The sequence below is a fragment of the Salinivibrio sp. HTSP genome (assembly GCF_003390965.1).
GTDB classification, from domain to species: Bacteria; Pseudomonadota; Gammaproteobacteria; order Enterobacterales; family Vibrionaceae; genus Salinivibrio; species Salinivibrio kushneri.
Genome location: NZ_PXUD01000051.1, coordinates 96,672 through 114,947, shown reverse-complemented (window position 1 = coordinate 114,947; position 18,276 = coordinate 96,672). Strand labels below are relative to the sequence as shown.

At 52.2% G+C, this 18,276-nt stretch carries 18 protein-coding genes; 16 read left to right on the top strand and 2 right to left on the bottom strand.

Annotation, left to right across the window (positions count from 1 at the left end):
- From ftsY to C7A19_RS10840, 8 genes are all read left to right on the top strand, one after another.
- On the top strand, nucleotides 1-996 hold a 996-nt coding region (gene ftsY / locus C7A19_RS10875), incomplete at its 5' end, for a signal recognition particle-docking protein FtsY (RefSeq protein ID WP_116644883.1).
- A 2-nt stretch (nucleotides 997-998) separates the two neighbouring features.
- Nucleotides 999-1,667, top strand: a complete 669-nt coding sequence (gene ftsE, locus C7A19_RS10870; protein WP_046074629.1) for a cell division ATP-binding protein FtsE — start codon at nucleotides 999-1,001, stop codon at nucleotides 1,665-1,667.
- Nucleotides 1,660-2,598, top strand: coding sequence for a permease-like cell division protein FtsX (gene ftsX / locus C7A19_RS10865; protein WP_069361988.1), 939 nt, complete (start codon nucleotides 1,660-1,662; stop codon nucleotides 2,596-2,598). Before ftsE ends, ftsX begins: the two co-directional genes overlap by 8 nt.
- A gap of 121 nt (nucleotides 2,599-2,719) precedes the next feature.
- Nucleotides 2,720-3,583, top strand: coding sequence for an RNA polymerase sigma factor RpoH (gene rpoH, locus C7A19_RS10860; protein WP_069361987.1), 864 nt, complete (start codon nucleotides 2,720-2,722; stop codon nucleotides 3,581-3,583).
- 320 nt (nucleotides 3,584-3,903) lie between these two features.
- Complete coding sequence (gene glpE, locus C7A19_RS10855; RefSeq protein ID WP_069361999.1) at nucleotides 3,904-4,242, top strand: thiosulfate sulfurtransferase GlpE; 339 nt, start codon at nucleotides 3,904-3,906, stop codon at nucleotides 4,240-4,242.
- A gap of 21 nt (nucleotides 4,243-4,263) precedes the next feature.
- Nucleotides 4,264-5,100: a rhomboid family intramembrane serine protease GlpG gene (glpG, locus tag C7A19_RS10850; RefSeq protein ID WP_077608868.1), complete on the top strand. Its 837-nt coding sequence runs from the start codon at nucleotides 4,264-4,266 to the stop codon at nucleotides 5,098-5,100.
- A 244-nt stretch (nucleotides 5,101-5,344) separates the two neighbouring features.
- Nucleotides 5,345-6,706 (top strand): glycerol-3-phosphate transporter, encoded by a 1,362-nt coding sequence (gene glpT / locus C7A19_RS10845; RefSeq protein ID WP_116644882.1) that lies wholly within the window; start codon nucleotides 5,345-5,347, stop codon nucleotides 6,704-6,706.
- An 86-nt stretch (nucleotides 6,707-6,792) separates the two neighbouring features.
- Nucleotides 6,793-7,599: a DeoR/GlpR family transcriptional regulator gene (locus tag C7A19_RS10840; RefSeq protein ID WP_077608867.1), complete on the top strand. Its 807-nt coding sequence runs from the start codon at nucleotides 6,793-6,795 to the stop codon at nucleotides 7,597-7,599.
- Here the strand turns inward: C7A19_RS10840 and C7A19_RS10835 are convergent.
- Nucleotides 7,588-8,004 carry a flagellar basal body-associated protein FliL gene (locus C7A19_RS10835; RefSeq protein ID WP_077608866.1) on the bottom strand — a complete coding sequence of 139 codons (417 nt, stop codon included), beginning with the start codon at nucleotides 8,002-8,004 and terminating at the stop codon, nucleotides 7,588-7,590. The two genes, C7A19_RS10840 and C7A19_RS10835, sit on opposite strands and share 12 nt — an antisense overlap.
- A 157-nt stretch (nucleotides 8,005-8,161) precedes the next feature.
- Between C7A19_RS10835 and C7A19_RS10830 the strand changes: the two genes are divergently transcribed.
- Complete coding sequence (locus C7A19_RS10830) at nucleotides 8,162-8,704, top strand: chorismate lyase (RefSeq protein WP_069361982.1); 543 nt, start codon at nucleotides 8,162-8,164, stop codon at nucleotides 8,702-8,704.
- Nucleotides 8,701-9,555 (top strand): 4-hydroxybenzoate octaprenyltransferase, encoded by an 855-nt coding sequence (ubiA, locus tag C7A19_RS10825; protein ID WP_116644881.1) that lies wholly within the window; start codon nucleotides 8,701-8,703, stop codon nucleotides 9,553-9,555. Before C7A19_RS10830 ends, ubiA begins: the two co-directional genes overlap by 4 nt.
- 86 nt (nucleotides 9,556-9,641) lie before the next feature.
- On the opposite strand, the gene plsB is transcribed toward ubiA, so the two are convergent.
- On the bottom strand, nucleotides 9,642-12,092 hold the full coding sequence (plsB, locus tag C7A19_RS10820) for a glycerol-3-phosphate 1-O-acyltransferase PlsB (protein WP_116644888.1): 2,451 nt from the start codon (nucleotides 12,090-12,092) through the stop codon (nucleotides 9,642-9,644).
- Between the two features lie 213 nt (nucleotides 12,093-12,305).
- Here plsB and lexA point away from each other — a divergent pair, with 213 nt between their 5' ends.
- The 6 genes from lexA (at nucleotide 12,306) to C7A19_RS10790 (ending at nucleotide 18,276) form a co-directional block, all read left to right on the top strand.
- Nucleotides 12,306-12,932, top strand: a complete 627-nt coding sequence (gene lexA, locus C7A19_RS10815; RefSeq protein WP_077456800.1) for a transcriptional repressor LexA — start codon at nucleotides 12,306-12,308, stop codon at nucleotides 12,930-12,932.
- Between the two features lie 120 nt (nucleotides 12,933-13,052).
- Nucleotides 13,053-13,847 carry a class I SAM-dependent methyltransferase gene (locus C7A19_RS10810; protein ID WP_321166655.1) on the top strand — a complete coding sequence of 265 codons (795 nt, stop codon included), beginning with the start codon at nucleotides 13,053-13,055 and terminating at the stop codon, nucleotides 13,845-13,847.
- Nucleotides 13,848-14,155: 308 nt separating this feature from the next.
- Nucleotides 14,156-15,271 carry a cytochrome c oxidase subunit II gene (coxB, locus tag C7A19_RS10805; RefSeq protein ID WP_069361978.1) on the top strand — a complete coding sequence of 372 codons (1,116 nt, stop codon included), beginning with the start codon at nucleotides 14,156-14,158 and terminating at the stop codon, nucleotides 15,269-15,271.
- A gap of 9 nt (nucleotides 15,272-15,280) precedes the next feature.
- Nucleotides 15,281-16,882: a cytochrome c oxidase subunit I gene (gene ctaD / locus C7A19_RS10800; protein ID WP_069361977.1), complete on the top strand. Its 1,602-nt coding sequence runs from the start codon at nucleotides 15,281-15,283 to the stop codon at nucleotides 16,880-16,882.
- A complete protein-coding gene (locus C7A19_RS10795; protein ID WP_116644880.1) occupies nucleotides 16,872-17,399 on the top strand; it encodes a cytochrome c oxidase assembly protein in 528 nt (175 codons plus the stop codon). The genes ctaD and C7A19_RS10795 overlap by 11 nt, the downstream gene beginning before the upstream one ends.
- A 10-nt stretch (nucleotides 17,400-17,409) precedes the next feature.
- Nucleotides 17,410-18,276 (top strand): cytochrome c oxidase subunit 3, encoded by an 867-nt coding sequence (locus C7A19_RS10790; RefSeq protein WP_116644879.1) that lies wholly within the window; start codon nucleotides 17,410-17,412, stop codon nucleotides 18,274-18,276.

Sequence of the window (18,276 nt, the reverse complement as noted above, 5' to 3'; positions counted from 1 at the left end):
CCAGAGCCAGAGCCAGAGCCAGAGCCAGAGCCAGAGCCAGAGCCAGCTGCGGTTCGCGAGCGTGAAAAACCGCAACGCGAAGGCTTTTTTGCCCGCCTAAAGCGTGGCCTGCAAAAAACCAAAACCAACTTAGGGTCTGGTTTTTTTGGCCTGTTTAGCGGTAAGAAAATCGATGATGAGCTGTTCGAAGAGCTCGAGGAGCAGCTGCTTATCTCTGATGTAGGGATGGAAGCGACCACCAGAATCATCGATAACCTGACCGATAAAGCCAGTCGCCGCGATTTAAAAGATGGCGAAGCCTTATATGGCATCCTCAAACAAGAAATGGCGAACATGCTGGAAAAGGTCGAGCAACCCCTGGTGCTGACCGATCAAAAGCCGTATGTGATCTTAATGGTCGGGGTCAATGGCGTGGGGAAAACCACCACCATTGGCAAATTGGCGCGCCAATTCCAAGACCAAGGCAAGTCGGTGATGCTGGCTGCCGGTGACACCTTCCGTGCGGCGGCGGTGGAACAGCTGCAAGCCTGGGGTGAGCGCAACCAGGTGCCTGTGGTCGCGCAACACACGGGCGCAGACAGTGCCTCTGTGCTGTATGACGCGATTGAAGCGGCCAAAGCGCGCAATGTCGATGTGGTGATTGCGGATACGGCAGGGCGCTTGCAGAACAAAGCCAACTTGATGGAAGAGCTGCGTAAGATTGTGCGTGTGATGCAAAAGCTGGATGTGGGAGCGCCACACGAGGTAATGCTGACACTGGATGCTGGCACCGGGCAAAACGCCATCAGCCAAGCCAAGTTGTTCAATGAGATTGCACCGATAACGGGGATTACGCTGACAAAATTAGACGGTACTGCCAAAGGCGGAGTGATTTTTGCCGTGGCAGAACAATTTAATATTCCGATTCGCTATATTGGTGTCGGTGAAGGCATTGAAGATTTACGCACCTTTAACGCCAACGACTTTATCGAGGCGCTCTTTAGCCGGGAGGAATAACCGTGATTCAGTTTCAGCAGGTAAGTAAAGCCTATCGGGGCGGTCGTCAGGCGCTGCAAAAAGTCAGCTTTGAGCTTCCCAAAGGGGATATGGCGCTGTTAACCGGCCATTCTGGTGCCGGAAAGAGCACGCTGCTGAAACTGATCTGCGCCATTGAACGCCCCAGCGATGGGCAGATTTACTTCAATGGCCATGATATTTCCCGCATTCCGCGCCAAGATATCCCCTTTTTGCGTCGCCATTTAGGGATCATTTTTCAGGATCATAACCTGCTGATGGACGCGACGGTTTACGAGAATGTGGCGTTGCCGTTGCGTATTGAGCAGCAGCCAGAAGGTGAAATCAAAAAACGCGTGTCTGCGGCGTTAGATAAAGTGGGGCTGTTGGATAAAGCGCGTTGTTTCCCGATTCAGCTATCAGGGGGCGAACAGCAGCGCGTTGGGATTGCCCGGGCGGTGGTCAATCGCCCGCAAGTCCTGTTGGCGGACGAGCCAACGGGGAATCTCGATGCCGCGTTATCAGCGCAAATCATGGAGCTTTTTCGCCTGTTCAACCAAGTGGGCGTGACCATTCTTATGGCGACCCATGACACCAGCTTGCTGGAGCAATATCGTCATCTTAGGCGCTTTGACCTTCAGCAAGGCAGTTTGGCGGAGGTCAGTCATGGCTGAATCTTTTATGCAGACGCAAAAGCGTCATGCCTCGACGGCCTGGCGGGATCTGTTTCAACGCCCGATGGGGAATCTACTCACCTTGATGGTGTTAGCGGTTGCACTTTCCTTACCCGCGACCTTCTACTTATTGGCCAAGAATGTGGTGGCAGTGAGCGCGCAGTGGCATAGCCCTGCTGAGCTCAATGTGTTTTTAACCCCCGAGCAATCGTCGCAGCAAGGTGAAGCACTGGCGAAGCAGCTGGGGGGTTGGCCCGCCATTGATAGCATTGAGTACATCTCGCCCGACCAAGGTATGGCGTCGCTCAAACAGCAGCGAGGCTTTAATCAAGCGGTGAGCTTGTTAGATAATAATCCTTTGCCTGCTGTGTTGGTGGTGGTACCTGACGTGACCCGTGCAGACGGAGAAGACGCCATCTCTTTGACCGCCCGTGTTGAAGCCTTGTCCGACAAGCTTTCGGCACTGGCTGAAGTCGACGAAGTGCGGTTAGATACGGATTGGCTAGCACGGTTGGACGCGATCAAAACGCTGGCCATTACGCTTGCCTGGCTTTTTTCTGGGTTGATGTTGGCAGCTGTCGTGCTACTCGTGGGGAATACCTTGCGGTTGCAGGTACTCCATCATCGTGCACGGATCCAAGTAATGAAAATGGTCGGAGCGACCGATCGTTTTATCTTACGGCCTTATCTTTATATGGGCGCATGGTTGGGCGGACTGGCGGCGATCGTCGCGTGGTTACTCACCGGCTTAAACACCTGGTTAATGGATGGGGCGGTGCGGCAATTTGCACAGCTTTATGACAGTCCCTTTACCCTTAGCGGACTCAATTGGGATGAATCTTTGCTATTGTTAATGGGCTCCATCTTACTTGGGGTGTTGGCGGCGCTGCTGGCGACGCGCCGACATTTAAAAGAAATTGAACCTGTGTAGGGTGAATATGGTCATAGACCCACAACACACAGATAAAGGCTTGCAGTTTGCCCCTGCTTGGGTATATTTTTGCATGCTTAATCAGCAATTCGGTCTTCGACGATTCGGAAACGAGGTTTGAATGACAAAAGAGATGAACGCATTGGCACCGATTGTTCAAGATAACATCGACGGTTATCTGCAAGCGGTAAACAGCCACCCTATGCTCAGCGCTGAAGAGGAGCATTCGCTGGCCGAGCGTCTCCATTATCATGGTGATCTGGAGGCGGCGAAGTCGCTGATCTTATCTCACTTGCGTTTTGTTGTTCATATCGCCCGTGGATACACCGGATACGGTCTCCCGATGGCAGACTTGGTACAAGAAGGCAACATTGGCTTGATGAAGGCGGTGAAGCGTTTCAACCCAGAGGTTGGCGTACGCCTCGTGTCCTTTGCTGTCCATTGGATCAAAGCTGAAATTCACGAGTACGTATTGCGTAACTGGCGTATCGTTAAAGTGGCAACCACCAAAGCGCAGCGTAAGCTTTTCTTTAACTTGCGTAAAAACAAAAAGCGCTTGGGTTGGTTTAATAACGACGAAGTGAATATGGTCGCAGAGCAACTCGGCGTGGAAGCGTCTGAGGTGCGCGAAATGGAAGCGCGGTTGGCCGCACAAGATGCGACCTTTGAAGCGCCGGCGAATGCCGACGATGAGCGCGAAAACGGTCCAATGGCCCCTGTCTATTATCTGGAGGACAAAACCTCCGATATTGCCGCATCGCTAGAGGCGGAGAACTGGGAATCGCACGCCAATCGCCGCTTGGCCAGCGCACTCTCGGCACTGGACGAGCGCAGCCAACATATTGTTCGCTCGCGTTGGTTAGACGATGATAAGGCCACATTGCAAGATCTCGCGGATCATTATCAAGTGTCGGCGGAGCGTATTCGTCAACTTGAGAAGAACGCGATGAAAAAACTGAAGCAAGCAATGGGTGATGCGCTGTAAGCGCGCAGTCAATCGAAGATGAACCGGCCACTAGGCCGGTTTTTTTATGTCTATCGAATAGATGAAAACCGTGATATTAAAAAGTTATTCACAGCTTATCCTGGATCCTTACTACATCTAGTGGATCCGAATCAAGGATCATCGCTTATCAACGCAATCCACACCTTTTTCCACAGTCGATCAAAAAAACGCACGTTGCTGGTTTGGTGACGCAGACGCGTGCGCGCAAACTCAGGTACAATGCAGGTTCACCGTGAGGAGCACGTTATCGCCGTGTGACGTCAGTTGGGAATAACTTTGTGAGTGAAGAGGTAAAAGGTATGGATCAGTTTGCACACATCTCTGTGACCGATGCGTGGGAAATGCTGCGTGATGATCAGCAAAATGCAGTATTAGTGGATATTCGCGATCCGCAAACATTTCAGGTTGCTCACCCTCAAGATGCGTACCACCTGACTAACGATACCTTGGTCTCGTTTATGGATCAGGTCGACTTTGATCAGCCGGTGCTGGTGATGTGTTATCACGGGATCAGCAGCCAAGGCGCGGCACAGTATTTGATCAATCAAGGCTTTGATGCGGTATACAGTGTCGATGGTGGCTTTGAGGCTTGGCAGCGCCAAGCGCTGCCGACCGCGTCGGGTATCGATCTTAAATAGTGATCATCAATAGGACACGTCATGCAAAAACTCGCGGTACTGCCAAATGCACGCTTGGCACAGGCGTTTGTCGATTATGCGGCGGCGCATCGGGTTAGTCTTGAGCTTGCCCCCGAGCCAGACGCACAAGTGGCGATTTGGTTAGTCAACGATAATGATAAGGCGTGGGTGGATAGCGAGCTGGAACGATTTATCGCTGATCCCATGCACAGTCGTTATCAAGCGGCATCTTGGCAAGTCGCCGAAACCCGTCATGCCCGTTTTCACTATCCGTCAGCCGGATTGTGGCAAACCGTTAAAGATAAATCTGGCCCGGTCACTCTAATGGTTATGAGTGCCAGCGTGGTGTTGTTTGCACTTATGACGCTCGGTGGGTTTGAGGTCGTGGTGCGCAGCTTGCTGTTTCCGGCAGACAGTGAACAGCGCTGGCAGCTGTGGCGTCTATTCAGCCATGCACTGCTGCATTTTTCCGCGTTGCATATTATTTTCAACTTACTCTGGTGGTGGGTGCTTGGTGGTCGCATCGAGCGCCTCGGCAGCAGCAGTAAGCTGGTTCAAATCTTTTTATTCGCCGCGCTTTTCTCGGGACTCGGCCAGTATTGGTTGGAAGGGCCTTACTTTGGTGGTCTCTCGGGCGTGGTTTACGCGCTGTTAGGCTATTTATGGTGGATGACTTGGCTGGCGCCATCGCGTGGTCTCACGGTAGAAAAGCCGTATGTTGTCTTTATGCTGGCATGGCTGGTGATTGGCTTTTTCCAGCCGATGGGCATGAACATTGCCAATATGGCGCATTTATTTGGTTTGATCATCGGCTGTTTGCTGGCGCTTTGGGATGCAAAACGCCATTCAACGGGCTGAAAGGGGTCTACACGTGGTGGGTTTATCCGCCGTTGATAGAAAAAGAGCAGATATCTGCTCTTTTTTTGTTCGTAAGCGCAATTTTATTGCGTCAGATCTATGTTTTTATGTTCGCTTTCACGGTTTTTGTTTTCAATTTGAGTAATTATTCTACCCGTTGAGCGAATACGAAAATTTATTGCTCACTTCTTTGATTTTTATCCTTTTATAAATCCATCGCGTACATCTTACTGAGGACCCTCTCATGTTTGGAATCTTCCGTCCGGCTTCTCACCGGCAAAGATTGCCCCAAGCGCAGATCGGTGACACCTACACTCGACTGCGTTGGCAATTGTTTATTGGGATTTTTATCGGCTACGCCGGTTATTATCTCGTGCGTAAAAACTTTAGCTTGGCCATGCCGTATTTGATTGATGAGTATGGCTTTAGTCGTGGTGATTTGGGGGTGGCGCTCGCCGCTGTGTCCATCGCTTACGGCTTATCAAAATTCTTAATGGGCAGTGTCTCTGACCGCTCAAACCCACGTTATTTCCTCAGTGCTGGGCTGTTAATGTCATCGTTGGTGATGTTCAGTTTTGGTTTCCTTCCTTGGACAACCAGCAGCATTGCCATCATGTTTGTCTTGCTGTTTATTAATGGCTGGGTACAAGGCATGGGCTGGCCTGCCTGTGGGCGCACCATGGTGCACTGGTGGTCACGGAAAGAGCGTGGTGAGCTGGTGTCGGTTTGGAACGTGGCGCACAACGTCGGGGGTGGCTTGATTGGGCCGCTATTCTTGCTCGGCTTGTGGCTGTTCAATGATGACTGGCGTGCGTCTTTTTATGTGCCCGCATTTTTTGCCGCATTGGTCGCTGTGTTTATCTGGTTAACCCTACGTGACACGCCACAGTCGTGTGGCTTGCCACCGATTGAGGAGTATAAAGACGATTACCCAGAAAACTATGACGAGGACGCGTTCGAGAAAGAGATGACCGCCAAAGACATTTTCGTCACCTACGTGATGAAAAACCGTCTGCTGTGGTACATCGCGATTGCTAACGCCTTTGTCTATTTGATTCGTTATGGCGTACTCGATTGGGCACCGGTTTATCTTGATGAAGCCAAAGGCTTTACCGTGGATAAATCCTCATGGGCCTACTTCCTCTATGAATGGGCGGGGATCCCAGGCACCTTATTATGTGGCTGGATGTCTGATAAATTCTTCAAAGGGGCACGGGCGCCAGCCGGTGTGTTATTTATGGTGCTGGTGACCGTGGCAGTGTTGGTATACTGGTTTAACCCAGCCGGCAATCCGGGCATCGACATGGTCGCACTGGTGGCGATTGGTTTCTTGATTTACGGGCCGGTGATGCTGATTGGTCTGTATGCCTTGGAGTTGGCACCGAAAAAAGCGGCGGGCACTGCGGCAGGCCTGACCGGTTTATTCGGCTATCTGGGTGGCGCGGTTGTCGCGAATATCGCGCTTGGCTATACCGTCGACCACTTCGGCTGGGACGGTGGCTTTATGCTGCTCACCGGCGGGTGTGGGTTGGCCATCTTCTTCTTGTGCTTAGCCTGGGTTGGGGAGCATCGTGTGCGCCGTGACACAGCTGTGCACGCTGCCTAAATGATCTGTCTTGGCATCGCCTAGTGGCTATGCGTAAACTAGGAAGCCCTCGTGTTCGCGGGGGCTTTTTTGTAAGGGGAGAAGCAGTGAAGCAAAACAAACGTCATCAGCAAATCATTGATCTGGTTAAGTCACAAGGATACGTGAGCACGGAAGACTTGGTTGAGCGCTTCAATGTCAGCCCGCAAACCATTCGACGCGATCTTAATGAATTGGCGGCAGAGAACCATATTCGTCGCCATCATGGGGGCGCAACGGTGCCGTCCAGCTCTGAAAATACCGCGTATGCCACCCGTAAAGTGCTTCAGCAGCACGAAAAAGACACCATCGCCCAAGCGCTTGTTCAACACATTCCCGATGGTGCCACCTTGTTTATCGATATTGGCACCACACCTGAAGCCGTGGCACGGGCGTTGTTAGATCACCAAAACTTACGGGTAGTGACCAACAACTTGAATGCCGCCGCGATCCTGATGCCAAAGCAGGATTTTACGGTGATTATTGCGGGCGGCGAAGTACGTAACCGTGATGGCGGGATTGTTGGTGAAGCCACACTCGACTTTGTCTCTCAGTTTCGGCTCGACTTTGGCATTCTTGGGATCAGTGGCATTGACGATGATGGCTCACTGCTCGACTTTGACTACCATGAAGTGCGGGTCAAAAAAGCCATTCTTGATAATAGTCGTTGTGTGATGTTAGCGGCAGACCATACCAAGTTCGGCCGTAATGCCATGGTGAACCTGGGGAATATCACCCAGCTTGATATGGTCTTTACTGACGCGACGCCACCGGCACAGATCCGCGATATGCTAAGCGCGCAGGGGAGCCATCTTGAGGTGATCAGCCACCCTGGATGGGTCGCTGACGTCACCGTCGAGTCATCATTGGTATAAGTATTTAGTGAATAATAGGTCGGTGAGCATACGGCGATTGGTTTCGGCGAGTAGGAGCTCGTTGACCTTCTCTAAACACTTTTTCCTAATCGTTTCCCGGCCAGACAAGGATTTTATCTGGGTAGCGTTTTGCTGGTTCAAGGTTTCAATAATCACATCGCGGATCAGGGGAGAGTGATACTCCAGCTCACTGACGAGTTTGGGGTTATCGACCATCAACTCCACTTTTATCTTGATAAAGCCGAGCCGGCGACCTTCGGTCACATAGTTGGTGGTGATCTCAGGCTCCAAAGAAAAGTAACTGTATTCAGGGTTACGCTCACCCTCTTCTTGTGCATGGACGGCGGCACTAAGCCAGAACAACACGCTCAGTACGACCATTAATAGGGGTTGCTTTTTACTCATAGTGACCCAGTTATTCCGTTCATGGTGTGATAAGGGTAGGCCGAGCGCATTCTCCAAACGCAGCCAGCCTGATACAATTACCAGCCGAGTATAGCAACATTGTCCACCCCTTAGCGGTAAGGACAGGCGAATTTTGCGCGATGTGGCACAGGAAACAATGTCGGAATTAAATCATACCTATTTAGAAGCGCTGCAAATGGCACGCTGGGAGCGACCAGATATTGCGGCGCTAAAGCGCACCGCAGAGGGCAGTTGGTTACTCGAATCGCACTCGATGACAGCGAGGCTAAAGCGCCACTGTCATGACTTTGATGTGGATGTGATTGCTGTTTATCAATTAACCCCAGATAAACTGACCGACGGCGAAATCGCGCTGATTGGCCAAGAGGCTTGTGTGGTGCGCGAAGTGGTATTAAAAGGGGATGGGCGTCCTTGGCTGTGCGCGCGCACCCTGATGCCCGCTTCCACCTTAGAAGGGCAAGGAGGACACTTGCACGCGTTGGGCACCGAGCCATTGGGTCAACATGTATTTAAACAGCGCGCCTCTCGCCGCGATGCGATTGAAACCGCCAATGTGGCGTGTCTATCGCATCAGTTACATGCGCGTCGCTCTCGCCTTTGGCTTCACAATCGGCCAATGTTAGTGGCGGAGCTGTTTTTGCCAGACTCACCTGTGTATGGAAAGGAGATCCCGGCATGAGCGCAAAACTGGCGGCCTTTGGACAGTTAGCACGTTTAGACCGACCTATTGGCACCTTACTGCTGTTATGGCCCACTCTATGGGCTTTGTTTTTAGCGGCGGAGGGTCTACCGCCACTATCAACTTTAGCGGTCTTTGTGCTCGGTGTGTATATGATGCGTGCGGCAGGTTGCGTGATTAATGACTATGCAGATCGCCACGTCGATGGCCATGTTAAGCGTACTAAAGACAGGCCGTTACCGGCCGGACGGATCAACGAAAAAGAGGCCATTGGCTTTTTTGTTGCGTTGGTATTGGGCGCTTTTTTGTTGGTGCTCACCCAAAACCGTTTGACCATTCAACTTTCTTTTGTCGGCGTTGCGCTGGCGTTTATTTATCCTTTTATGAAGCGCTACACCCATCTGCCCCAGTTAGTATTAGGGCTGGCGTTTAGTTGGGCGATCCCGATGGCGTTTGCGGCGGCGCAAAATGCGCTGCCCCCCGTAGTTTGGCTGTTGTTTCTGGCTAACATTTGTTGGACTATCGCTTACGACACCTTGTATGCCATGGTCGACAGAGACGATGACGTTAAAATTGGCATCAAATCGACCGCCATTTTATTTGGCCGCTGGGACAAAGCGGCAGTGGGTGGCTTGCAATTATTCACCTTGGGGCTGCTGATGCTCGCTGGGCAGTGGTTAGCGCTGTCGCCAGCCTATCAGTGGAGCTTATTGGCCGCTTTTGCCTTGTTTGTTTATCAGCAATACCTTGCCAGAGAGCGCGAGCGAATGGCGTGCTTTAAAGCCTTTTTGAACAATAACTATGTCGGCTTAGTGATTTTTATTGGTGTATTGGCCGGTGTATACGGTTAGCCCAATTTGAAAAGAAAGATAAGAAAGGCGCTTCTTGGTAAAGCGCCTTTTTTGATCAGGGTTGATTGGTGAACGGACGGTTTCGCTTAGCTTTTGTCCGTCTTGTGCGTACCTAGTGGCTGATTAAGCACCGCTTGAATGGTCAATTGCACTTCCGGTGAAATTAACCCACACACCAGATCGTTGAGTGCGGCGATACGCTCGGCATTGGCTTTGGCATCATCATCCAAATAGCCTTGCTCACGGAGCGTATCGACGAAGGTGCTAAATACGCCTTTGTCAAAAAACTCAGGTGCATTAATACCGTGTAAGCGGCTCAGACGCTGCGCCAGCATTTGGCTGTGTTTTTCCAAATCGCGCTTATCAATGTGCGGCTGGTGGCTGAATAAGGTGAGCGTAATCGCGTAGCGCTGCAGCGTTTCGGCAATGGTACGGCCAAGTAATTGCAGCTCACCGAGCTTGGCATTATTCATGGTCACTTTGCCATCGTCACAACACAGCAGCGACTGATCGTGCATCGCATGTAGCAAGGCATCGAAATAGCTTTCGAGTCCGGCATCATCAAAGCTCATAAAAAGTTCTGCTTTGAGCAAGGGATACAGCTGCTGTACGCAGGCGCGTAAGCCCGATTGACTAATCGATTTGTGGGTCACCAATATTTGCGCGATCAGCGATGGCAGCGCCACCAGATGAATCACATTGTTGCGATAATAGGTCATTAGGATCGCTTGTTGGCGATCTAAGGAAATCACCTCGCCCATGGTGTCTTTTTCGACCACCAATTTGTTGAGTGATAACGCGTGATCGACCAAATCCGCCGGTGATGCTTGAGGCACACTGCTGCTTGGCGAGTAAGGCGCTTGCGTTAACAAAGCCTTATACACACCCAGTTGTGTTTCCAGTGCTTCACGGCTTAAGGCGCGCTGGCGCGAGGCGAGCAATGCAGTGGCACATAAGTTGAGGGCATTCGTGGCCGCCGCATCGTTAATGTGGGTCATCACCTTGGTGGCCAAATCGCTGACAACTGGGTTCATCCACGCTGGCTTTTGCGGCTCGATGGGATTGACGTAGTCGTGCCAGTCAGGGACTTGTTCATTAAGGTGCTGATTGAGGGCAATGGGCTCGCCAAAGTTAACGTAACCGAGGCCATAATTACGCAGTTTGCGCACAATACCAAGCACCTGGCCAAAGCTTTCTTTCTCTTTGCGTTGGCCTTGGAGCTCTTTGGCGTAGGTGTTGACCTCCATGACGTGCTCGTAGCCGATATAGACAGGCACCAAGGTAATGGGGCGCTGTTGACCGCGCAGCATGGCTTGCAAGGTCATGGCGAGCATGCCTGTTTTTGCTGGCAGTAAGCGGCCTGTGCGAGAGCGGCCACCTTCGGCAAAGTACTCCACCGAGTAACCTCGGGCAAATAACTCGGCCAAGTACTCGCGGAAAACGGTGGAATACAGGCGGTTGCCCTTAAAGCTGCGGCGAATAAAGAAGGCACCACCACGACGGAAAAGCGGCCCAGCGGGGAAGAAGTTGAGGTTCACGCCAGCGGCAATATGCGGTGGCACCAACCCTTCTTTGTACAGCACATACGACAGCAATAAGTAGTCCATGTGTGAGCGGTGGCAGGGCACATAAACGATTTCATGACCGTCTTGTGCTAACTGACGTACTCGTTCGGCATTATTGACGTTGATGCCTTGATAGAGCTTGTTCCAAAGCCAGGTAAGAATGCGGTCACTGTAACGGATCAAGCGATAGGAAAAGTTAGCGGCGATCTCTTCCATCATATCGACCGCTTCTTTACGAACTTTTTCAACCGATACATCACGGCTTTGCGCTTCGTCGTGGACGACTTTGTCGATGGCCTTTGATGCCAGCAGGCGTTTGAATAGCAGAGCGCGATTAGGCAAACGAGGGCCTGAAGCCGCGAGTTTTTGCCGCGAGAAGTGGATCATCGCCACCCGCGCCAATTTATGGGCGATGGCTTGGTCGGTGCCGTGCTTGTCGGCCATGTAGCGCAGCGACACCGCTTGGCTAAGTCGCACCATGCCATCACGGCCACGAGTAAGAATGGTCCACAGCTTCTCGGGGCCATTCATCGCGCGCAGAATGGCTTGATGGCGCTGGGTCTCATTGCCCGGATCGCGCTGCCAAAGCACCGAGGCAGGCACAAGTTGAATATCTAAATCGCTGTCTTGCCGGTGTAAGTGGAGTAAGTCTTTAAAATGCGCGAGCGAGCGCGCAGGCAGATCGTCATCACCGGAAAACACCTTGCGTCCGTGACTAATAAACACGTAGCGCGGCAAGGTGACATCGCCAATGGTCAAGGGCGTTAACGGATCGGGAAGCCCTTGACGCAGACAGGTACGCCGTAAGGTTAATAAATCCGAATGAGACCGAAACGGCAACACATACACGATGGGCCGTGCGAGTGACAGATTAAGCTGTTCGACCGGTTCAGAGGGAATGCATTGGGTTTTTACCCAGGCAGAAAGCGGCAAATTCAATAGCTTGTAATAAATCTTTTGCCAGAGCGCCATGATTGTCAGTGCCTCAAATTCAAAATGCGCGCCAAGGATAGCAGAAAAGTGCCGCGAACTTGCAAACAAAGGTCGAGATTGACCGCTCTGCTGCGCGTCATCGGCGGCGTTCACGAGAATGAGATCCGCTTCTCGTGGGCATAATTAGTGCTTTTCAAGCTGCAGTTTACTGGATATACTCACAGTTAACTGTATAAAAAGACAGGTAAGAGCATGAAGCCGTTAACCGCGAGACAGCAACAGATCTTCGATTTGATTAAAGCACACATTGAAGAGACAGGAATGCCCCCCACCCGCGCCGAGATCGCCCGTCAATTGGGGTTTCGTTCGGCGAATGCCGCTGAGGAGCATTTAAAAGCCTTGGCCCGCAAAGGGGTACTGGAGATTATCCCAGGCGCCTCGCGTGGTATTCGTTTGATCAGTGAAGAAGAAGTGGTGACGCCGGAAGAGCAAGGGCTGCCCTTAATTGGTCGTGTCGCCGCCGGGGAGCCGATACTGGCGCAAGAGCACGTGGAAAGCCACTATCAGGTCGATCCTGCGCTATTCAAGCCTAATGCTGACTTCCTGCTTCGTGTGAATGGCATGAGCATGAAAGACATTGGTATCCTCGATGGTGATTTGCTCGCCGTCCACAAAACGCAAGATGTGCACAACGGCCAAGTGGTGGTTGCCCGTGTTGATGACGATGTGACGGTCAAACGGCTTGAGAAAAAAGGCGCACAAGTGGTCCTTCATGCTGAAAACGATGAGTTTATGCCTATTTCGGTGGACTTAACCGCCCAGTCGCTGACCATTGAAGGCGTCGCTGTGGGGGTGATCCGTAATACCGACTGGATGTGATCCTGGCCTGGGCGGGCGAGAGCGTCCGCCATTAAAGCGCGGTTAAAAAAACACCTTTGCATTCTTGCTAAGTTAAACGATAATTATTATCATCAATGATTATCGTGTGTGGAGGTGTCCGTGCGTACTCAACAGCATTCTGTTCCCAGTAAGCTATTTAAGCCAATGTGGCTGCGCAGTCGTGAGAGCCTGACTGACGACGGGGTGATCTATGATCCTATGGCGGCCGCGGCCTGTCAGGGGTGCGTGTTGCAGCCCGAATGCGATTGGCGCAATCTCGATCAAACCCAGCTGCTATATGCCACACTCACTAGCCAATGTGATGCCATCGTCAAACAGTTTTTGGCCCAGCATCCCACTGCGTGGATTATTAACGTGGGTGGCGGATTAGACACCCGCTTTTATCGATTGGATAACGGCCGCTGTCGCTGGTTGGAAGTGGACGTGGACGAAACCCTGCTCTGGCGTGAGCGCCTCTTTCATACCAGTGAGCGGTTTCGGATGGTGCAAGGCTCGGTCAAGCAGCTTGACTGGCTGGCGCAGTTGGCGGTGCCGGCCGGTCACCCGACGATGCTGATTTGCGATCAAGCCTTGTTAGAATGTACTAACCAAGACATTTCTGCTTTTTGCCACCATATTAGCCGTTATTTCCCCCAACTTGAGGCTTGCTTGGTCTTGGCGGGAGACAAATGTCATACTCGCATGGGCCAAAAGCTCGGCTGTGAGCGCTACCAACACGGGTTCACCGACCCCAGAATGGCGATTATTAATGCGTTACCTTGGGCGTGTCGCGTGGAAGAAAAATCCCCGCTCGATAAGCCGTGTCCGCGTTGGCGACTGTGGCAGCGTGCGCTGGCGGCGATGCCGCGTTACCGTCTGCGTTTTACCCCGGTGGTTCTGCACCTAGAACTGTAGTGCGGTGTGGTTCGCCGCCTGCCGCGCCTGCGTGATGTATCAGTATGTGCTTGGCATCACGATCTTTTTCTGCTGTTTTTTTGTCCTTTAGGCAAACCTCTCCTAAATTGAATGTAAATAAAACGTTAATGAATGTGACCGGCTGTATCGCGTTTTTTCCTTAACGACGGCTTGCTGATATCGCCACTCTGACTGCTATCACGGCGTGAGACGTTGGTATGTGGCCATAGGCAGCGAGGCTTTGCATTGATGCCGTGAGGCAGGAGGGAGCCGTGCTGAGGCACCAACGACGAATCCTAGCATTGGGAATGGCTTTGCTCAGTGGCCCAGCGCTGGCCGCCGAGCGTGAAGGCTGGAACCTCACCCAAGGGGTGACGGCCATCAGTCAGCAGGTGTATGACCTGCATATGACCATCTTTTACATCTGCGTGGCGATTGGCGTGCTGGTATTCGGGGTGATGTTTTGGGCCATCATCCGCCACCGCAAATCCAAAGGCGCAAAGCCTGCCTCGTTTCATGAAAGCACCAAAGTAGAAATTGCGTGGACGCTCGTGCCGTTTTTGATTTTGGTGGGCATGGCAATTCCGGCCACCCAGGTGTTACTCGATATGGAAGATACCAGCGAGCCGGCACTCACGGTGCAGGTAACGGGCTCACAATGGAAGTGGCATTACCGCTATTTTGACCATGACGTTGCCTTCTTTTCACTGCTTGCCTCTAGTCCGGAACAAATCCGCAATGAAAGACAAAAGCGTGATACCTATTTGCTCGAGGTCGATCAGCCTTTGGTGTTGCCAGTTGGGCGTAAGGTGCGCTTTTTGATCACCTCACAAGATGTGATTCATTCGTGGTGGGTGCCCGCCTTTGCGGTGAAGAAAGATGCCAACCCCGGCTTTATTAATGAGGCGTGGACCAAAATTGATAAGCCCGGCATTTACCGCGGCCAATGTGCAGAGCTGTGCGGGAAAGACCACGGCTTTATGCCGATTGTGGTGATCGCCAAGCCCCAAGCGGAATTTGATGCTTGGGTGCAAGAAACCGCCTTGGCACAGCAGAAAGCGCGCGAAGAGGAGCAACGCTTGCTGGACATGGAAATGCCGATGGATGAGCTGATGGCGCTCGGCAAACAAGTGTATGACAGCCGCTGTGGCATGTGTCATCAAAGCGAAGGGCAAGGGATGCCGGGCGTGTTCCCCGCGTTGGCCGGCGCTGAGATTGCTACTCAACCGGATAGATTGGTCGACCATATCGATATTGTCGTCAACGGTAAAGCGGGCACTGCCATGCAAGCGTTTGGCCCGCAATTGTCGCTCAAAGAATTGGCAGCGGTGGTGACCTATGAGCGTAATGCGTGGGGCAATGACACTGGTGAGACCGTACAAGCTGCGCAAATCAACGCGGTGAAGTCAGGTGAAGATCTTTAGGAGCGCGTGATGACAGATACTACCCCAGATAACCTGCATGACGATCATCACCACAAACCACGTGGGATCATGCGTTGGGTGTTGACCACCAACCACAAAGACATTGGTTCCATGTACCTGATTTTCAGCTTCACCATGTTTTTACTGGGTGGGGCAATGGCGATGGTGATCCGCGCCGAGCTTTTCCAGCCCGGGCTACAATTGGTTGAGCCTAACTTTTTCAACCAAATGACCACAGTACATGGCCTGATCATGGTGTTTGGCGCGGTGATGCCCGCGTTTACCGGTTTGGCTAACTGGATGGTGCCGATGATGATAGGGGCGCCGGACATGGCGCTGCCACGGATGAATAACTGGAGCTTTTGGATCCTGCCGTTCGCATTCTTGCTACTCATTGGCTCCTTGTTTATGGAAGGCGGCGGCCCTAACTTTGGTTGGACTTTCTACGCACCGCTGTCGACCACCTATAGCCCAGACAGTACCGGCTTATTTGTATTTGCCCTGCATATCATGGGGATCAGCTCGATCATGGGGGCCATCAATGTGATTGTCACCATCACCAATATGCGTGCGCCGGGCATGACCTACATGAAAATGCCGCTGTTTGTTTGGACGTGGCTGATCACCGCCTTTTTGCTCATTGCAGTGATGCCGGTGTTGGCGGGCGCGGCCACCATGGTGCTTACCGATAAGTACTTTGGTACCAGCTTTTTCGATGCCGCGGGGGGCGGCGATCCAGTTTTGTTTCAGCATATTTTCTGGTTCTTTGGTCACCCCGAGGTCTACATCATGATTTTGCCAAGCTTTGGCATTATCTCGGCCATTGTCCCTGCGTTTTCACGCAAGCGCCTGTTCGGTTATAGCTCGATGGTGTATGCCACCGCCTCGATTGCGGGGTTGAGCTTTTTGGTGTGGGCGCACCATATGTTCACCACCGGGATGCCGGTGTTTGCCGAACTATTTTTCATGTTCTGTACCATGCTGATTTCGGTGCCCACTGGGGTGAAGGTCTTTAACTGGGTCGCCACCATGTGGCGGGGATCCTTGACCTTTGAAGTGCCCATGTTGTTTGCGATTGCCTTTATTGTGTTGTTTACCATCGGTGGGTTTTCGGGCTTGATGCTGGCCATTACCCCGGTCGATTTTCAGTATCACGATACCTATTTTGTGGTAGCGCACTTCCACTATGTGCTGGTTTCGGGGGCGGTGTTCTCGATTATGGCCGCCGCTTACTACTGGCTCCCCAAGTGGACGGGCCATATGTTTAATGAAACCTTGGCCAAGTGGCACTTTTGGTGTTCGGTGATTTCGGTGAATGTGCTTTTCTTCCCCATGCACTTTCTGGGACTGGCGGGAATGCCACGCCGGATCCCCGATTATGCCCTGCAGTTTGCCGATGTGAATGCGATTGTCAGTATCGGTGGCTTTGCCTTTGGTTTATCGCAACTCATCTTCTTGGTGGTGGTGATTCAATGCGCACGGGGTGGCGCACCAGCGGCCGCTAAACCGTGGGAAGGTGCCGAAGGGCTGGAGTGGACTGTACCTTCACCGGCACCGTATCACACCTTTGAGACACCGCCTGATCTCAAGGAGGTGCGCGATGGCCACTGAGTCCGCGCGCTCCGTGCGCCGCTTACTGCTGCTCGCCGTGGCGATGTTTGGCTTTGCCTTTGCCTTAGTGCCTTTGTACGACGTGTTCTGTGAGGTGACAGGGATCAATGGTAAAACCGATAACGAGGCCGCCGCATCCAGTGCGGGTATTGACCAAGACCGCTTGGTGACTGTCGAGTTTATTGCCTACACCAACCCCGGCATGCGCTGGACGTTTGAGCCGCAAGTTAATCAGATGCAAGTGCATCCTGGTGAGACCCATACCATCAATTACCTAGCGACCAACAATGCGCGTTATGACACGGTAGGCCAAGCGGTGCCTTCGGTCTCGCCGGGATTGGCGGCACAGTACTTTAATAAAATCGAATGTTTTTGCTTTAACCGTCAGCCACTGCCGCGTGGTGAGGATGCCTCCTTACCGCTTATCTTCTACGTGGATCCCGAGTTGCCGGATGATATTAACCACTTAACGCTGGCTTACACCTTGTTTGATGTGACTGCCAGCGCCAAAGAATAAGGAGGCGCTCATGGCGACGCCTGAACGTTACTATGTCCCTGCGGCGAGTATTTGGCCGATTGTTGGTGCGGTGGCGCTGTTCCTGATTGCCGCTGGCGCAGGCGCCACGGTGGGTGGCTTGTTTGGTGGCAACGGCCCTTGGTTGTTGCTGGCAGGCACTGTGCTTATTTTGATTATGCTCACCGGGTGGTTTCGCGACGTGATCCACGAATCTATGCAAGGGCTGTACTCGGCGCAAATGGACCGTTCTTTTCGCCAAGGAATGAGCTGGTTTATTTTCTCTGAGGTGATGTTTTTTGGCGCTTTTTTTGGTGCGCTCTTTTATGCCCGTTTTATCGCTGTCCCGTGGCTCGGTGGTGCGAGTAACAATGCGATGACCGCAGAGGTACTGTGGCCGGATTTTGTCGCCCAGTGGCCACTCACTTTAACCCCGGGTGGGATTGAAACCACCGCGATGCCGGCGATGGGACTGCCCTTACTTAACACACTGATCCTACTGACCTCGTCGGTCACGCTCCATATTGCCCATACCGCGATTGAAAAAAATCAGCGTGAGCGATTGAAAGGCTTTTTACTGGTGACTGTGCTGCTTGGGGCACTGTTTATGTTCTTTCAAGGCGAAGAGTATGTGCACGCCTATCAAGAAATGAATCTGCGTCTCGACTCCGGAGTGTATGGCAATACCTTTTATCTATTAACTGGCTTTCATGGTCTACACGTGACTTTGGGCACCATCATGTTGTTGGTGGTGTGGCTACGTGTGATGCGTGGGCATTTTAGCCCTGAGCATCACTTTGGCTTTCAAGCCAGTGCCTGGTATTGGCACTTTGTCGATGTGGTCTGGCTATGCCTGTTTGTCTTTGTGTATATCTTGTAG